Source organism: Christensenellaceae bacterium 44-20 (genome assembly GCA_041223705.1).
GTDB lineage: Bacteria > Bacillota > Clostridia > Christensenellales > Christensenellaceae > QANA01.
The window spans coordinates 24,688-37,773 of the sequence record JBCLQU010000001.1 but is presented as its reverse complement, the minus strand read 5'-3'; the positions used below and the strand labels follow the sequence as shown (position 1 = coordinate 37,773).

Annotated in this window: 14 protein-coding genes; all 14 read left to right on the top strand. The window is 58.9% G+C overall.

The window, feature by feature from the left end; translation table 11 throughout:
- Position 1 precedes the first annotated feature (1 nt).
- The 14 genes from fabK (at position 2) to AALG83_00145 (ending at position 13,020) form a co-directional block, all read left to right on the top strand.
- Positions 2-946, top strand: a complete 945-nt coding sequence (gene fabK / locus AALG83_00210) for an enoyl-[acyl-carrier-protein] reductase FabK (protein MEY8381591.1) — start codon at positions 2-4, stop codon at positions 944-946.
- Positions 934-1,866, top strand: coding sequence for an ACP S-malonyltransferase (locus tag AALG83_00205; GenBank protein ID MEY8381590.1), 933 nt, complete (start codon positions 934-936; stop codon positions 1,864-1,866). Before fabK ends, AALG83_00205 begins: the two co-directional genes overlap by 13 nt.
- Positions 1,856-2,593 carry a 3-oxoacyl-[acyl-carrier-protein] reductase gene (gene fabG / locus AALG83_00200; GenBank protein ID MEY8381589.1) on the top strand — a complete coding sequence of 246 codons (738 nt, stop codon included), beginning with the start codon at positions 1,856-1,858 and terminating at the stop codon, positions 2,591-2,593. The genes AALG83_00205 and fabG overlap by 11 nt, the downstream gene beginning before the upstream one ends.
- A 63-nt stretch (positions 2,594-2,656) precedes the next feature.
- Positions 2,657-3,898, top strand: coding sequence for a beta-ketoacyl-ACP synthase II (fabF, locus tag AALG83_00195; protein MEY8381588.1), 1,242 nt, complete (start codon positions 2,657-2,659; stop codon positions 3,896-3,898).
- Positions 3,895-4,350 (top strand): acetyl-CoA carboxylase biotin carboxyl carrier protein, encoded by a 456-nt coding sequence (gene accB, locus AALG83_00190; protein MEY8381587.1) that lies wholly within the window; start codon positions 3,895-3,897, stop codon positions 4,348-4,350. Before fabF ends, accB begins: the two co-directional genes overlap by 4 nt.
- A gap of 9 nt (positions 4,351-4,359) precedes the next feature.
- Entirely contained in the window at positions 4,360-4,779 is a 420-nt protein-coding gene (gene fabZ / locus AALG83_00185) for a 3-hydroxyacyl-ACP dehydratase FabZ (GenBank protein ID MEY8381586.1), read from the top strand.
- Between the two features lie 4 nt (positions 4,780-4,783).
- On the top strand, positions 4,784-6,124 hold the full coding sequence (accC, locus tag AALG83_00180; protein MEY8381585.1) for an acetyl-CoA carboxylase biotin carboxylase subunit: 1,341 nt from the start codon (positions 4,784-4,786) through the stop codon (positions 6,122-6,124).
- Positions 6,125-6,175: 51 nt separating this feature from the next.
- Positions 6,176-7,024, top strand: a complete 849-nt coding sequence (gene accD / locus AALG83_00175) for an acetyl-CoA carboxylase, carboxyltransferase subunit beta (protein MEY8381584.1) — start codon at positions 6,176-6,178, stop codon at positions 7,022-7,024.
- Positions 7,021-7,809 (top strand): acetyl-CoA carboxylase carboxyltransferase subunit alpha, encoded by a 789-nt coding sequence (locus tag AALG83_00170; protein MEY8381583.1) that lies wholly within the window; start codon positions 7,021-7,023, stop codon positions 7,807-7,809. Before accD ends, AALG83_00170 begins: the two co-directional genes overlap by 4 nt.
- Positions 7,806-8,633 (top strand): DegV family protein, encoded by an 828-nt coding sequence (locus AALG83_00165; GenBank protein MEY8381582.1) that lies wholly within the window; start codon positions 7,806-7,808, stop codon positions 8,631-8,633. The genes AALG83_00170 and AALG83_00165 overlap by 4 nt, the downstream gene beginning before the upstream one ends.
- A 102-nt stretch (positions 8,634-8,735) precedes the next feature.
- Positions 8,736-9,659, top strand: a complete 924-nt coding sequence (locus AALG83_00160) for an exonuclease domain-containing protein (protein ID MEY8381581.1) — start codon at positions 8,736-8,738, stop codon at positions 9,657-9,659.
- 17 nt (positions 9,660-9,676) lie between these two features.
- The gene (locus AALG83_00155; protein MEY8381580.1) at positions 9,677-10,231 is read left to right on the top strand and encodes a GNAT family N-acetyltransferase; all 555 of its coding nucleotides are present in this window, start codon (positions 9,677-9,679) and stop codon (positions 10,229-10,231) included.
- Between the two features lie 234 nt (positions 10,232-10,465).
- Positions 10,466-11,647 (top strand): pyridoxal phosphate-dependent aminotransferase, encoded by a 1,182-nt coding sequence (locus tag AALG83_00150; GenBank protein MEY8381579.1) that lies wholly within the window; start codon positions 10,466-10,468, stop codon positions 11,645-11,647.
- A 248-nt stretch (positions 11,648-11,895) separates the two neighbouring features.
- Positions 11,896-13,020: a DUF362 domain-containing protein gene (locus tag AALG83_00145; protein MEY8381578.1), complete on the top strand. Its 1,125-nt coding sequence runs from the start codon at positions 11,896-11,898 to the stop codon at positions 13,018-13,020.
- Positions 13,021-13,086: the final 66 nt, after the last annotated feature.

Sequence of the window (13,086 nt, the reverse complement as noted above, 5' to 3'; positions counted from 1 at the left end):
CATGGTGAGAACTCCCATCTGTGATCTTTTTGGAATCGAATATCCCATTTTTCAGGGCGGCATGGCATGGGTTTCGGATGCCAGCCTGGCTTCGGCCGTCTCGAACGGCGGCGGGCTGGGCATCATCTCGGCCATGAACGCAGATGGTGAATACCTGCGCGGCGAAATCCGCAAATGCCGGGAGCAGACGGAGAAGCCCTTTGGCGTCAACATCATGCTCATGAGCCCCTTTGCCGATGAAGTCGCAAAGGTTGTGGCGGAAGAGAAGGTTCCCGTCGTTACGACAGGCGCAGGAATGCCCGGCAAATACATGAAAGACTGGCTTGCCGCAGGCATCAAAATCGTCCCGGTCGTCCCCTCTACGGCGATTGCCCGGATGGTCGAGCGGCAGGGCGCCTGCGCCGTCATCGCTGAGGGCGGTGAATCCGGCGGGCATATCGGCGAGATCAACACCATGGCGCTGGTCCCCCAAATTTGCGATGCGGTGAGCATCCCGGTTTTGGCGGCGGGCGGCATTGCAGACGGCCGGGGCGTCGCGGCGGCATTCATGCTGGGGGCTGTTGGCGTGCAGTGCGGAACGCGGTTTCTGACCGCCAATGAATGCACGATTCACGAGAACTATAAGAAGCGCGTGCTCAAAGCCAAGGATATCGACACCATCACCACGGGCAAGCGCCTGGGGCACCCGGTGCGTTCGCTCAAAAACCAGTTCTCGCGCAAATTCTTCGAGCTGGAATATTCCGACGTCTCCAACGAGGAGATCGAAAAGTTCGGCGCTGGCGCGCTGCGCAAGGCTGCCCGGGAGGGCGACGAGGTGAACGGCTGCTTTATGGCAGGCCAGTGCGCCGCACTGGTCAAGGATGAGCTGCCTGCCGCCGAGATCATCTCCCGCATGTTTTCCGAGGCAGAGCAATGCCTGAAAGGAGCGCAGCAATGGCTCAAATAGCCTTTCTGTTTGCCGGCCAGGGCGCGCAGTACCCGGGCATGGGCAAGGCGCTCTATGCCGCCTCCCCCGCCGCACGCCGGGTATTCGATGCCTGCGAGGCACTGCGGGCGGGGACACTGGCGCAGTGCTTTGAGGGAAGCGCGGAAGAGCTCTCTTCCACCATCAACACCCAGCCCTGCCTTTTCGCCATGGACTATGCCTGTGCGGCCGCTTTGGAAGAAGCGGGCATCCGCGCGGATTATGCCGCAGGCTTCTCTCTGGGCGAGATTGCCGCAGTCGCGTTCTGCGGCCTGCTCTCCCTGGAAGATGCGTTTGGGCTGGTCTGCCGCAGAGCAGAGCTGATGGCCGCCGCCGGAGCAAAGCATCCGGGGGCGATGTCTGCCATCCTTAGGCTCTCGGCCGAGCAGGTGCAGAAGCTTTGCGGCAAATGCAGCGATGTGTTTCCCGTCAACTACAACTGCCCCGGACAGACGGTCGTCTCGGGCAAGGAAGAGCAGCTGGCGGCGCTGGAGCAGGAGGTTTCCGCGGCCGGCGGCCGGGCCATGCGCCTGAAAGTCAGCGGTTCCTTCCACTCTCCCTATATGCAGGAGGCTTCGGAAGGCCTCGCGGAATATATGGCTGGCCTATCCTTCTCCGCCCCGCGCATTCCCCTCTACGCCAACGCCACGGCCGAGCCCTATACGGCAGAGAGCGCGGCCGATCTTTTGGCCCAGCAGGTCAAAAGCCCGGTGCTCTGGCAGAAGAGCATGGAGGCGCTGAGAAAAGAGGGCTGCGGGGCTTTCGCGGAGGTGGGCGCAGGCAAGACGCTGACTGGCCTGATGCGCAAAATCGACGCAGACGCGGCTGCCTGCAACATCGAATCTCCCGAAACGCTGCAAAAAGCGGTTTCCATGCTGAAAGGAGAAGAAAATGGCAAATAAAGTCGCCCTGGTTACCGGGGCATCCCGAGGGATTGGCAAGGCCATCGCCCTGAAACTGGCGGAGGCCGGCATGGATATTGCCATCGTCTATGCGGGCAATACCGCCGCCGCAGAGCAGTGCCAAAAGGAAGTTGAGGCGCTGGGCGTCCGGGCGAAAACCTATCAGTGCGATGTCTCGGATTTTTCCGCCGCAGGGGAGCTGGTCTCCTCGGTCATTGCGGATCTGGGGCCCATCTGGGCGCTGGTCAACAACGCCGGCATCACCAAAGACACCCTCTGCATGCGCATGAAGGAAGAGGAGTTTGACCGCGTCATCGCCGTCAACCTCAAAGGCGCATTCAATCTCATCCGGCAGGCCTGCGGCGGCATGATGCGCAGCCGGGCCGGCCGCATCATCAACCTGACCTCCGTCGTCGGCCTGATGGGCAACGCCGGGCAGGCAAACTACGCGGCCGCAAAAGCCGGCATCATCGGCCTGACCAAGAGCGTCGCCAAAGAGCTGGCCAGCCGCGGCGTGACCTGCAACGCCATCGCCCCCGGCTTTATCGAGACGGATATGACGGCCGCCATGCCCGCCGCCGCACAGGAGGCCGTTCTTTCGGCCATTCCCATGAAGCGCTGCGGCCAGGCCGAGGACGTCGCAAATCTGGCTGCCTTCCTGGCCTGCGAGCAGGCGGGCTATCTGACCGGGGCAGTCATCCCGGTAGACGGCGGCATGAGCATGTGAGCTCCTGCCCCACGCAATTATTTTTCTTATTTTATTTTTTATCTTGCTTTAGGAGGATTTGTTATGAGACGCGTTGTCATTACTGGTCTTGGGATCATCTCTCCCGTTGGCAACAATATCCCCGATTATTTTGAAAATCTCTGCCAGGGCGTCTGCGGAATCGGCCCGATTACGCATTTCGATACCGAGGGCTATAAAGTGCATCTGGCGGCAGAAGTGAAGGATTTTAACCCGGCCGATTACGGCCTGGAAAACACCCGCCGCATGGATCTCTATACGCAGTATGCCATGGCCGCGGCGAAGCAGGCCGCAGAGGACAGCGGCATCGTCGGCGCGGTTTCGCCGGATCGGCTGGGCGTATACGTCGGCTCGGGCATCGGCGGCATCCATACGTTCGCCGCTGAAACCGAGAAGCTTTTAAACCGCGGCCCGGGGCGGGTTTCCCCGCTGTTCATCCCCATGATGATCGCCAACATTGCGGCAGGCAACATTGCCATGGCAATGGATGCCCAGGGGCCCTGCCTGCCCGTAGTTACCGCCTGCGCCACCTCGACGCACACCATCGGCGAGGCGTTCCACGCCATTGCGCATGGCTATGCGGATGCTATTTTTGCCGGCGGCAGTGAGGCGGCGGTTGAGCCTTTGGCCATTGCCGGCTTCACCAACTGCCAGGCGCTTTCGCTCAGCGAGGACGCCGACGCCGCTTCCCTCCCCTTCGACGCCCGCCGCAAGGGCTTCGTCATCGGAGAAGGCGCGGGCATTCTGGTGCTGGAAGAATATGAACACGCCAAAGCCCGCGGCGCCAAGATTTACGCGGAGATCTGCGGCTATGGCAACACCTGCGATGCGCACCACATCACCGCGCCCCGGCCGGACGGCCAGTGCGCCAGCCGGGCAATTCAGCTGGCCGCGCAGGAAGCGGGCATGAGCGGCGCAGACAGCATCTATATCAACGCCCACGGCACGGGTACGCCCCTGAACGATTCTTCCGAAACCACCGCCATCAAGCTGGCTCTGGGCGAGCAGGCGGCGAAGAAGGCCGCCATTAGCTCCACCAAATCCATGACCGGCCATATGCTGGGCGCCGCGGGCGCGGCGGAAGCCATCGTCTGCGCTTTGGCGCTCAAAGAGGGCATTTTGCCGCCCACCATCCACTATGAACAGCCGGATCCCGCCTGCGATCTCGACTATGTCCCCAACGAGGCGCGCAAAGCCCAGGCAAGCCTGGCGCTTTCCACTTCCCTTGGCTTTGGCGGGCATAACGCCTGCTTGGCATTCCGCCCCTGCCCGGAGGTGAGCAAATGAACATCAAGACCATCCGCGAACTGGCGGGGATTTTGCAGGATGCCAACCTGACGGCCCTGGAGCTGGAAGAGGGCGAAACGCGCATCCGCCTGGAAAAAAGCGCGCCTGCGCAGATCGTTCAGAGCTCTGTTCCTGCGCCGCTTCCCATGGCTTCCATGCCGGAGCAGGCGCCGGCGTCCAGCGAGCCGCTGGATGATCCCGGCCTGGATTTTAACGCCATCAGCTTGGTAACTTCCCCGATGGTGGGCGTGTTCTATGCCACCCCCGCCCCGGATCAGGAGCCCTTTGTCAAAGTGGGCAGCAAGGTCAAAAAGGGCGATGTGCTCTGCATCATCGAGGCCATGAAGCTGATGAACGAGATCACGGCCGAGCAGGACGGCGAAGTGGTGGATATCTGCGTAAAAAGCGGCGATGTCGTGGAATTTGGCCAGCCGCTCTTTAAAATCTTCTAGGAGGGCAGGATGAACAGAGAAGAAATCAAAACCTTCCTCCCGCATCGGGAGCCCATGCTGCTGGTAGACCAAGTGGAAGTGGATGAAAATAAAATTGCCCACGGGATTTATCGCGTTCGGGGAGACGAATGGTTCTTGCAGGGGCATTTTCCCGGCAATCCCGTGGTTCCCGGCGTGGTTCTCTGCGAAATTATGGCGCAAACCTGCTGTATTCTTTTAAAGGATGAGCTCGTGGGCAAGACGCCCTACTATACCGGCATCGACAGAGCCCGCTTCAAAAACAAGGTTTTCCCCGGGGATACGCTGGAGATCTCTGCCTATATCGCAAAGCAGAAAGGGCCGTTTTTCTTTACTAGGTGCGAAGCATCCGTCGGCGGAAAACTCTGCTCCTCGGGCGAGCTTTCCTTCGCCCTAATCGAAGGGCGGTAGGCCGATGTTTTCAAAAATACTCATTGCAAACCGCGGGGAGATCGCCGTGCGCATCATCCGCGCCTGCAAGGAAATGGGCATCACGACGGTGGCCGTCTTTTCCGAGGCAGACCGGGACGCACTGCACGTCAGCCTGGCGGATGAGAGCATCTGCATCGGGCCGGCGCCCGTCGCCCAGAGCTATCTGAATATGACGGCGCTGCTTTCCACGGCTGTCGCCTGCGGCGCACAAGCCATCCATCCCGGATACGGCCTGCTCTCGGAAAACGCGCATTTCGCCCAGCTCTGCGAAGAGTGCCATATCAGCTTTATCGGCCCGCCCAGCGAGGTCATCACCCGCATGGGCGATAAGGATGAGGCCAAGCGCACCATGCGGGCGGCGGGTGTTCCCGTCATCCCGGGCGGCGGCATCATCCCCTCCGTAGCGGAGGCGCTTGCGGAGGGCGACGCCATTGGTTATCCCCTGCTGGTCAAAGCACGCTCGGGCGGCGGCGGGCGCGGCATCCGCAAAGTGGAGAAAAAAGAGGATTTGGAGCGCGCTTTTCTGGCGGCAACCGCCGAAGCGGAGAGCGCTTTTGGCGACGGCGCCGTCTACATGGAAAAATTCCTTGCGCCCTCCAAGCATATCGAGATGCAGCTGCTCTGCGATAACTACGGCGGAGTCGTCTGCCTGGGAGAGCGGGAATGCTCCATGCAGCGCAAAAACCAAAAGCTCATCGAGGAGAGCCCCTCCCCCGCTATTTCGGAGGAAACTCGCGCTCAGATGATCGAGGCTTCCATCAAAGCCGCCAAAGCAGTCGGCTACCGCGGCCTTGGGACCATCGAATTCCTGCTTGGGCCGGATGGGCATTTCTATTTCATGGAGATGAATACCCGCCTGCAGGTCGAGCACCCGGTAACCGAGATGGTGACGGGGCTAGACCTCGTCAAATGGCAGATCCGCGTCGCCGCGGGCATGGAGCTGGATTTTTGCCAGCAGGATGTGCATCTATCCGGCCATGCCATCGAATGCCGCATCAATGCCGAAGATCCGCTGCATAATTTCCGCCCCAGCTGCGGGACCATCAACCTATTGCATATCCCGGGCGGCCCAAACGTGCGCTTTGATACCGCGCTCTACCAGGGCTATGCCATCCCCCCCTTCTATGATTCCATGGTCGGCAAGCTCATCGTCCATGCAGGCACGCGCCAGGAGGCCATCCGCAAAATGAAGGCGGCGCTCTGCGAGACCATCGTGGAGGGGATCGAAAACAACCGGGAGCTTCAGGTAGACCTCATCTCCGAGCCGGAGTTTTTGGACGGCTCTTATACGACAGATTTTCTCGCAAGGCGGGAGCAGAAATAACCCGCCGCCAAACAACCTCAAACCAGGAGGAGTTCTATGCTCAAAAAAAGCATGTTTCTCAACCCCAATGTAGATCTCGAGGGGCAGGAGAAGGGCCGGCAGGAGGCGCCGCAAGTGCCCGACGAGCTTTGCCGCTCCTGCCCTTCCTGCAAAAAGCTCTGCTTTCTCTCGGATTTGCAGGCAAACTGCTTTATCTGCCCGGATTGCGGGCATCACTTCCGCCTCTCTGCCCGGGAGCGCATCGCGCTCATTGCAGACGCGGATAGTTTTACCGAAATCAACCAGGATCTCACTTCCACTGCCGGCAGCACATTCCCCGGCTATGCCAAAAAGCTGGAGGGCGCGATGAAAAACAGCGGCGAGAACGAGGGCGTCGTTACCGGGTTCTGCCAGGTCGGCGGACACGACTGCGCGCTGTTCGTCATGGATTCGCTGTTCTTCATGGGCAGCATGGGCACGGCTGTGGGCGAAAAAATCACGCTGCTTTTCGAGGCTGCTCTGGCCAAAAAGCTTCCGGTTCTGGGCTACACGGTCTCGGGCGGTGCGCGCATTCAGGAGGGTATTTTATCCCTGATGCAGATGGCCAAAACCAGCGCCGCAGTTCAGCGCCACAGCCAGGCCGGCCTGCTCTATCTCACCGTGCTGACCGACCCGACTACCGGCGGCGTCACGGCCAGCTTTGCCATGGAGGGCGATATCATTCTGGCCGAGCCAGGCGCGCTCATCGGGTTTGCCGGGCCCAGAGTCATCGAGCAGACCATTCGCCAAAAGCTTCCCGAAGGCTTTCAGCGTTCGGAGTTTCTCATGCAAAAGGGCTTTGTGGACAGCATCGTGGATCGCCGGGAGCAAAAACAGGCCATCAGTCTGTTGCTCGGCCTGCATGAAGGAGGTGCGGCATGAGGGCTTACGAACGCTTGTGCGCGGCCCGCGCTAAGGGCCGCCCCACCGCCGCCAGCTACATCTCTGCCCTGTTTACGGATTTCTTCGAGCTGCACGGCGATCGCCTTTACAGCGACGACCATGCCATTTTGGCCGGCATTGCCCGGCTGGATGGCCAGCCCGTTACCGTCATCGCGATAGAAAAGGGCGCGGATACCAAGGAGAAGGTGGATCGCAATTTCGGCTCCGTACACCCGGAAGGCTACCGCAAGGCGCTTCGGCTCATGCGGCAGGCGGAGAAGTTTGGCCGCCCGGTCATCTGCCTGGTGGATACCTCCGGCGCATACTGCGGCATTAGTGCAGAAGAGCGCGGCCAGGGCAGTGCAATCGCCCAGAACCTCTTAGAGCTTTCTGCCCTGAAAACGCCCTGTATCAGCATTTTAATCGGCGAGGGAGGCAGCGGAGGCGCGCTGGCGCTGGCCGTCTGCGATGAAGTCTGGATGCTGGAAAACGCAGTCTACTCCGTCATCTCGCCCGAAGGGGCCGCCAGCATCATCTGGAAGGATGCTTCCAAAGTGCAGGAGGCCTGCGAGGCGCTCAAAATTACCGCAGAGGATCTGCTGGAAATGGGCGTCATCGAGCGCGTCTTTGCCGAACCTAAGCCGGGAGAAGATTTCGCCCCGGTCTATGCCGAGCTAAAGCAGGCGCTGAAAGAGCGCCTGGCGCACTACGGCTCGCTGGATGCGCAGCAGCTGCTGGATCACAGATACGAAAAATTCCGCAAAATTGGGAGGCCAAAACAATGATCGCAATCGTAACCGACAGCACCGCCGGGCTCACCCGGCAAGAGGCCAAAGACCTCGGCGTCGTTTGCATTCCTATGACGTATACCGTCGCCGGGACGGTATACGCAGAAAATTTCCTCAATGAAAACGGCGATTTCGAGCGTTTTATCGCTGCCGGAGGGAACGAACTGCATACTTCCCAGGCCTCCATCGGCTCTTATATGAAGGCGTTCGCCAGCCTGCGCAGCGCGGATGTTCAGGTGCTCTGCCTGACTATCTCTTCCCGGCTCTCGGGAACTTTCTCCAACGCTTCCGTCTGCGCGCGGGAGCTGGGCGGGGGCGGCATCCGGGTCGTGGATTCGCATACGACGGCCGGCGGCCTGCTCATCCTCATCCGCCAGGCACGCCGGATGCTGGATCAGGGCTATTCTTTAGACCAGACGGCGCAGGCCATCCTGGCTATGCGCAGCCAAATCGAGACCTGGTTCTCTGTCGCGGATATGGCGCCATTGCGGCGCAGCGGCAGGCTGGGGCCCGTCCGCCAGTCTGTGGGCACGATTTTGAACCTGCGCCCGCTTCTCTCCTGCCGGGAAGGGGCGGTCGTCTCCTGCGGCATGGCGCACGGCAAGGCCGAGCAGCTGCGCGGACTGGCAAAGAATGTCCCGCCCCATGCCCAGGACGTTTTAGTGGAATATATCAGCGAGAAGGATTCCGCCCTGCGCCTGGCCAAAATGCTGGAGGAAAAATGCGGGTGCGCAGTTCCCATCCGCCGGGTCGGGCCCGTGCTGGGCATTCACCTGGGGCTGGACGTCATCAGCGCCATCTGGCGGGATCCGGAAAAATAATTTTTTGCACCATAAAAGCGAGCGGGCAGCCCTGCCCGCTTTTTTGATTCTTTTCTTTGCGTTCCGCCCTAAAATAGGGTACAATCCCCTTAGGAGAGAAGTATGGATTTTATCGCAATCGATTTTGAGACGGCCAATAACCACCCGACCAGCGCTTGCAGCATTGGCCTTGCCTTCGTGCGGGATGGAGCGCTCGCGGGCCATACCAGCTATCTCATCCGCCCGGAGCCTTTCTATTTCGATCCGTTTACCACGGCAATCCATGGCCTGACCGAGCGGGATGTCTGCCAGGCGCCGACTTTCGCACAGCTTTGGCCAGAGATATCCGCGCATTTCGAGAACGCTGTCGTCGCCGCGCACAACGCGCCCTTTGATATCGGCGTGCTCAGAAGCACACTGGCCTTTTACGGCCTTCCGCTTCCCGATATGCGCCTGCTCTGCACCGTCCTGCTCTCCCGCCGAGCCTTTCCTGCCCTGCCATCGCATCGGCTGAATGTCGTCTCAGATGCCCTGGGCATCTCGCTGACGCACCACCAAGCCGAATCTGATGCCATTGCCTGCGCCGGGATTCTCTGCCATCTCATGCAGCAAAATCACCTTCAAACGCTTGGGGATGTGAAAAGGCATTTCCGCGTGTTTCCAGGCTCCTGCTCTGCCTCCGGCGGTTATCGCCCCTGCCGCCTCCAGCCCTCCTACGCGCTGCCCGGCTCACTGCTGGAAGCCTGGGAGAGCGGCGAAGCTTTTTGCGATTCGCTCTATGAAAAGAGCTTTGTCTTTTCCGGGAAACTGCAAATGCCCCGGGCAAAAGCGATGGAGGCTGTCATCCGGGGCGGCGGGATGGTGCAGAATTGCGTTTCCAGCTATACGGATTACCTGGTGCTGGGCGCCCCTGGCAGGCAAAGCAGCCAGAAAAGCAAGGCTCTGGCCTTGCGGCAAAGGGGAGGCGCCATCCAAATCATCGATGAGCATGCCTTTCTCTCGCTCATGGATGCAAGGCTATTGCAGCTTTGCTTCCCCTCAAAATAAAGAAAACGGAGTTGTTTATGAATACAAAACCTTATCAAATTCAGCCACTTTTGGAATCCGATCTCACGCCGGACTGCCTGAATACTTTTGCGCGCCGGCAGGTTGTGCAGAACGTCTGGCGCAGGAAAGACGGGCAGTGGGCAATCGTCCCCGAACCCTTTATTGACGATTGGGATGCGCAGGAGCGCCGGAAAATAGCCGAGCATCTGCGCCAGTATCTCGCAGAAGGCGGCGCGGTTTTCGCCGCGCTGGGCGATCAGGGCGAGATCGTGGCTTTTTCGGCTGTCTCGGGCGGCCGCATTGGCCCGCGGCAGGAGTATGCCGATCTTCTGGAACTGCACACGGATAACCGCTACCGGCGCAAGGGTCTGGGCCGGGCGCTCTTTTTGCGGTGCGCCGCCTGGGCGCGGGAGCATGGCGCGCAAAAGCTCTATATTTCCGCCCATTCAGCCGAGGAATCCCAGGCCTTCTATCGCTCTGTCGGGTGCGTTGATGCCCTGTGGGTCAGCCGGGAACACGCCGAAAAGGAGCCTTACGATTGCCAGATGGAATATGTGCTTTTGCAGGATTAGCTCTTTTTTCTGCAAAATATTTTCTCCTGGTCTTTTGAGGATAAACCCAGGGGCATCCTGTTTTCTGCGGCATTTCTCCGCGCTATAGTCTTTTTACTGTTTTGCAAACCAAAAGCAATTTTGCAATTTTAATAAATTTAAATTGCAAAATTGCTTGTTTTTTATGATAATTCAGAGTAAAATAGAGCGCATAAAGAAAGATAGTTTTTAAATTTATTCATAAAGGAGTTTGCAATGCTATCCGAAAAATATCTCAAAATGACGCAGTTAAGCTCCAGCATCGGGCTTGCCTATCGGGCCGCCCAGCAGCGCGCGGCGGAAATTGGCAGTGAAAATGTGTTCGATTACAGCATGGGCAACCCCAGCGTGCCCGCCCCGGAGCAGTTTGCAGATGCCGTCGTGGAGATTGTGCGCAGTGTGCCGCATATAGAGCTTCACAGCTACTGCCACAGCGGCGGTACGCCCGCCCTGCGCGAGGCTATCGTGGCCGACCTCAATGCCCGCTTCGCCATGCAGTACCGCCCGGAGGATATTTTCATTGCCAGCGGCGCGGCCGGAGCAATGGCGCATGCTCTGCGCGCTGTGGTGAGCCCCGGCGAAGAAGTCATCACCTTTGCCCCGTTTTTTCCCGAATACGCACCGTATGTGGATGGCGCTGGCGGCATCTTGAAGGTTGTCCCGGCCAATATCGATACATTCCAGATCAATTTTGAGGCTTTTGAGCAGCTGATCTGCGAAAAGACGGCGGCCGTCATCATCGATTCGCCCAATAACCCCACGGGCGTCGTCTATACCGAGCAGACTCTGCGCCGCCTGGCCGAGATTTTGGAGGCAAAGCAAAAGCAGTTTGGCCACCCGATTTACCTGCTTTCGGATGAGCCGTACCGGGAAATCGTCTTCTCCGGCTTTGCAGTTCCGTGCGTCCCCAAGTATTACGCGAATACGCTGGTCTGCTATTCCTTCAGCAAATCCCTCTCGATTCCGGGCCAGCGCCTTGGCTATATCGCCGTGGCAAAAGAGTGTGCCGGCCGCGAGCATCTGCTGCCCATGTTTTCGCAGATCTCCCGCTTTATCGGCCACGACAGCACTTCCGTGCTCATTCAGCTGGCCGCGGCCAAAACCATCGGGCAAATGGCGGATCTCTCGGTCTACGAGCGCAATAAGAACCTGCTCTACCCCGCTCTGCTCCAGATGGGCTATGAGTGTGTCGAGCCGGGGGGCACGTTCTACCTGTTTCCGCGCAGCCTGGAGCCGGATGCTAATGCATTCTGCGCAAAAGCACAGGAGGAAAACCTCTTTCTCGTCCCGGGCGACACCTTTGGCTGCAAAGGCCATTTCCGCCTTTCCTACTGCATCCCAACGGAAAAAGTGGAGCGCTCGCTGGATGCTTTCCGCCGGCTCATCCGGCATTACTAACGCCGAAAGTAGCGCTTAATTGCTATTTTCATCTTTCCTATTTTCTCCGGCCGCTGTGTTTTTCATAGCGGCCATTTTTATTATAAATTTATATTACAATTTCAACTATTTTAGCTCCTAATTTTCCTAAAAATAGGACGGCGCCGCGCGCGTCTATGCCCGCTTTTTCCCGCCCGATGGCTTGACTTAAAGTGCACTTCATGGTTTAAACTATAATTGAAATATTTTTGCAGCATCAGGAGGAACCAATGGAAAAATCAAAAGTCTATTTCACAGACATGCACACACATAACAGCATCAGCCTGCCGGATAAGCTGAAAAAGCTCATCAAAAAAGCCGGCATCGGCACCATCGATATGGAGGATAAATTCGTCGCCATTAAGATTCACTTTGGCGAGCCGGGCAACCTGGCATTTCTGCGCCCCAATTTCGCCAAGGCTGTGGCCGACGTCGTCAAAGAGCAGAAGGGCCTGCCCTTCCTGACAGACTGCAACACGCTCTATGTCGGCCGCCGCAAGCACGCCCTGGAGCATATTGACGCTGCCTATGAGAACGGCTTCTCCCCCTTCTCCACCGGCTGCAACGTCATCATCGCAGACGGGCTCAAGGGCACGGATGAGGTGGACGTCCCGGTTGTGGGCGGCGAGCTGGTCAAAGAGGCGAAGATTGGCCGCGCCATTATGGATGCGGACGTTTTCCTTTCGCTTTCGCATTTCAAGGGGCACGAGTGCACGGGCTTTGGCGGCGCCATCAAGAATATCGGCATGGGCTGCGGCTCCAGAGCCGGCAAGATGGAACAGCACAACAGCGGCAAGCCGGAAATCGATCCGGAGCTTTGCCGGGGCTGCGGCGCCTGCACCAAGCAGTGCGCACACAGCGCCATCTCCTTCGACGACAAGCGCAAAGCCAGCATCGACCATAACAAGTGCGTCGGCTGCGGGCGCTGCATCGGGCACTGCAACTTCAACGCCATTTCCAACAGCACAGACAGTTCCTGCAAGGAGCTGAACATGAAGATGGCGGAGTATACCAAAGCCGTCGTGGATGGCCGCCCCTGCTTCCATATCAATATCGTCATGGACGTCTCGCCCTACTGCGACTGCCACGCCGAGAACGACATGCCCATCATCCCCAACGTCGGCATGTTTGCCTCCTTCGATCCTGTCGCGCTGGATAAGGCCTGCGCAGACGCCTGCAACGCACAGATCCCCATCCCCGGCAGCAAACTGGACGAGGGCCTGCGGGACCACCACTGCGAGGGCAAAGACCATTTCTACCATGTCAGCCCCAACGTTGAGTGGAAATCCTGCCTGGAGCACGCGGAAAAGCTGGGCATCGGCACGCAGGAGTATGAGCTCATCACGGTAAAATAGGAGAACAGCAAAAACAGAGCGGAGGACTCCGCTCTGTTTTTTTATTTTCATAAGGCGCATCACTTT

Coding starts and splice junctions, on each gene's coding strand:
- fabK (MEY8381591.1), top strand. CDS start 2: ATGGTGAGAACTCCCATCTGTGATCTTTTTGGAATCGAATATCCCATT.
- AALG83_00205 (MEY8381590.1), top strand. CDS start 934: ATGGCTCAAATAGCCTTTCTGTTTGCCGGCCAGGGCGCGCAGTACCCG.
- fabG (MEY8381589.1), top strand. CDS start 1,856: ATGGCAAATAAAGTCGCCCTGGTTACCGGGGCATCCCGAGGGATTGGC.
- fabF (MEY8381588.1), top strand. CDS start 2,657: ATGAGACGCGTTGTCATTACTGGTCTTGGGATCATCTCTCCCGTTGGC.
- accB (MEY8381587.1), top strand. CDS start 3,895: ATGAACATCAAGACCATCCGCGAACTGGCGGGGATTTTGCAGGATGCC.
- fabZ (MEY8381586.1), top strand. CDS start 4,360: ATGAACAGAGAAGAAATCAAAACCTTCCTCCCGCATCGGGAGCCCATG.
- accC (MEY8381585.1), top strand. CDS start 4,784: ATGTTTTCAAAAATACTCATTGCAAACCGCGGGGAGATCGCCGTGCGC.
- accD (MEY8381584.1), top strand. CDS start 6,176: ATGTTTCTCAACCCCAATGTAGATCTCGAGGGGCAGGAGAAGGGCCGG.
- AALG83_00170 (MEY8381583.1), top strand. CDS start 7,021: ATGAGGGCTTACGAACGCTTGTGCGCGGCCCGCGCTAAGGGCCGCCCC.
- AALG83_00165 (MEY8381582.1), top strand. CDS start 7,806: ATGATCGCAATCGTAACCGACAGCACCGCCGGGCTCACCCGGCAAGAG.
- AALG83_00160 (MEY8381581.1), top strand. CDS start 8,736: ATGGATTTTATCGCAATCGATTTTGAGACGGCCAATAACCACCCGACC.
- AALG83_00155 (MEY8381580.1), top strand. CDS start 9,677: ATGAATACAAAACCTTATCAAATTCAGCCACTTTTGGAATCCGATCTC.
- AALG83_00150 (MEY8381579.1), top strand. CDS start 10,466: ATGCTATCCGAAAAATATCTCAAAATGACGCAGTTAAGCTCCAGCATC.
- AALG83_00145 (MEY8381578.1), top strand. CDS start 11,896: ATGGAAAAATCAAAAGTCTATTTCACAGACATGCACACACATAACAGC.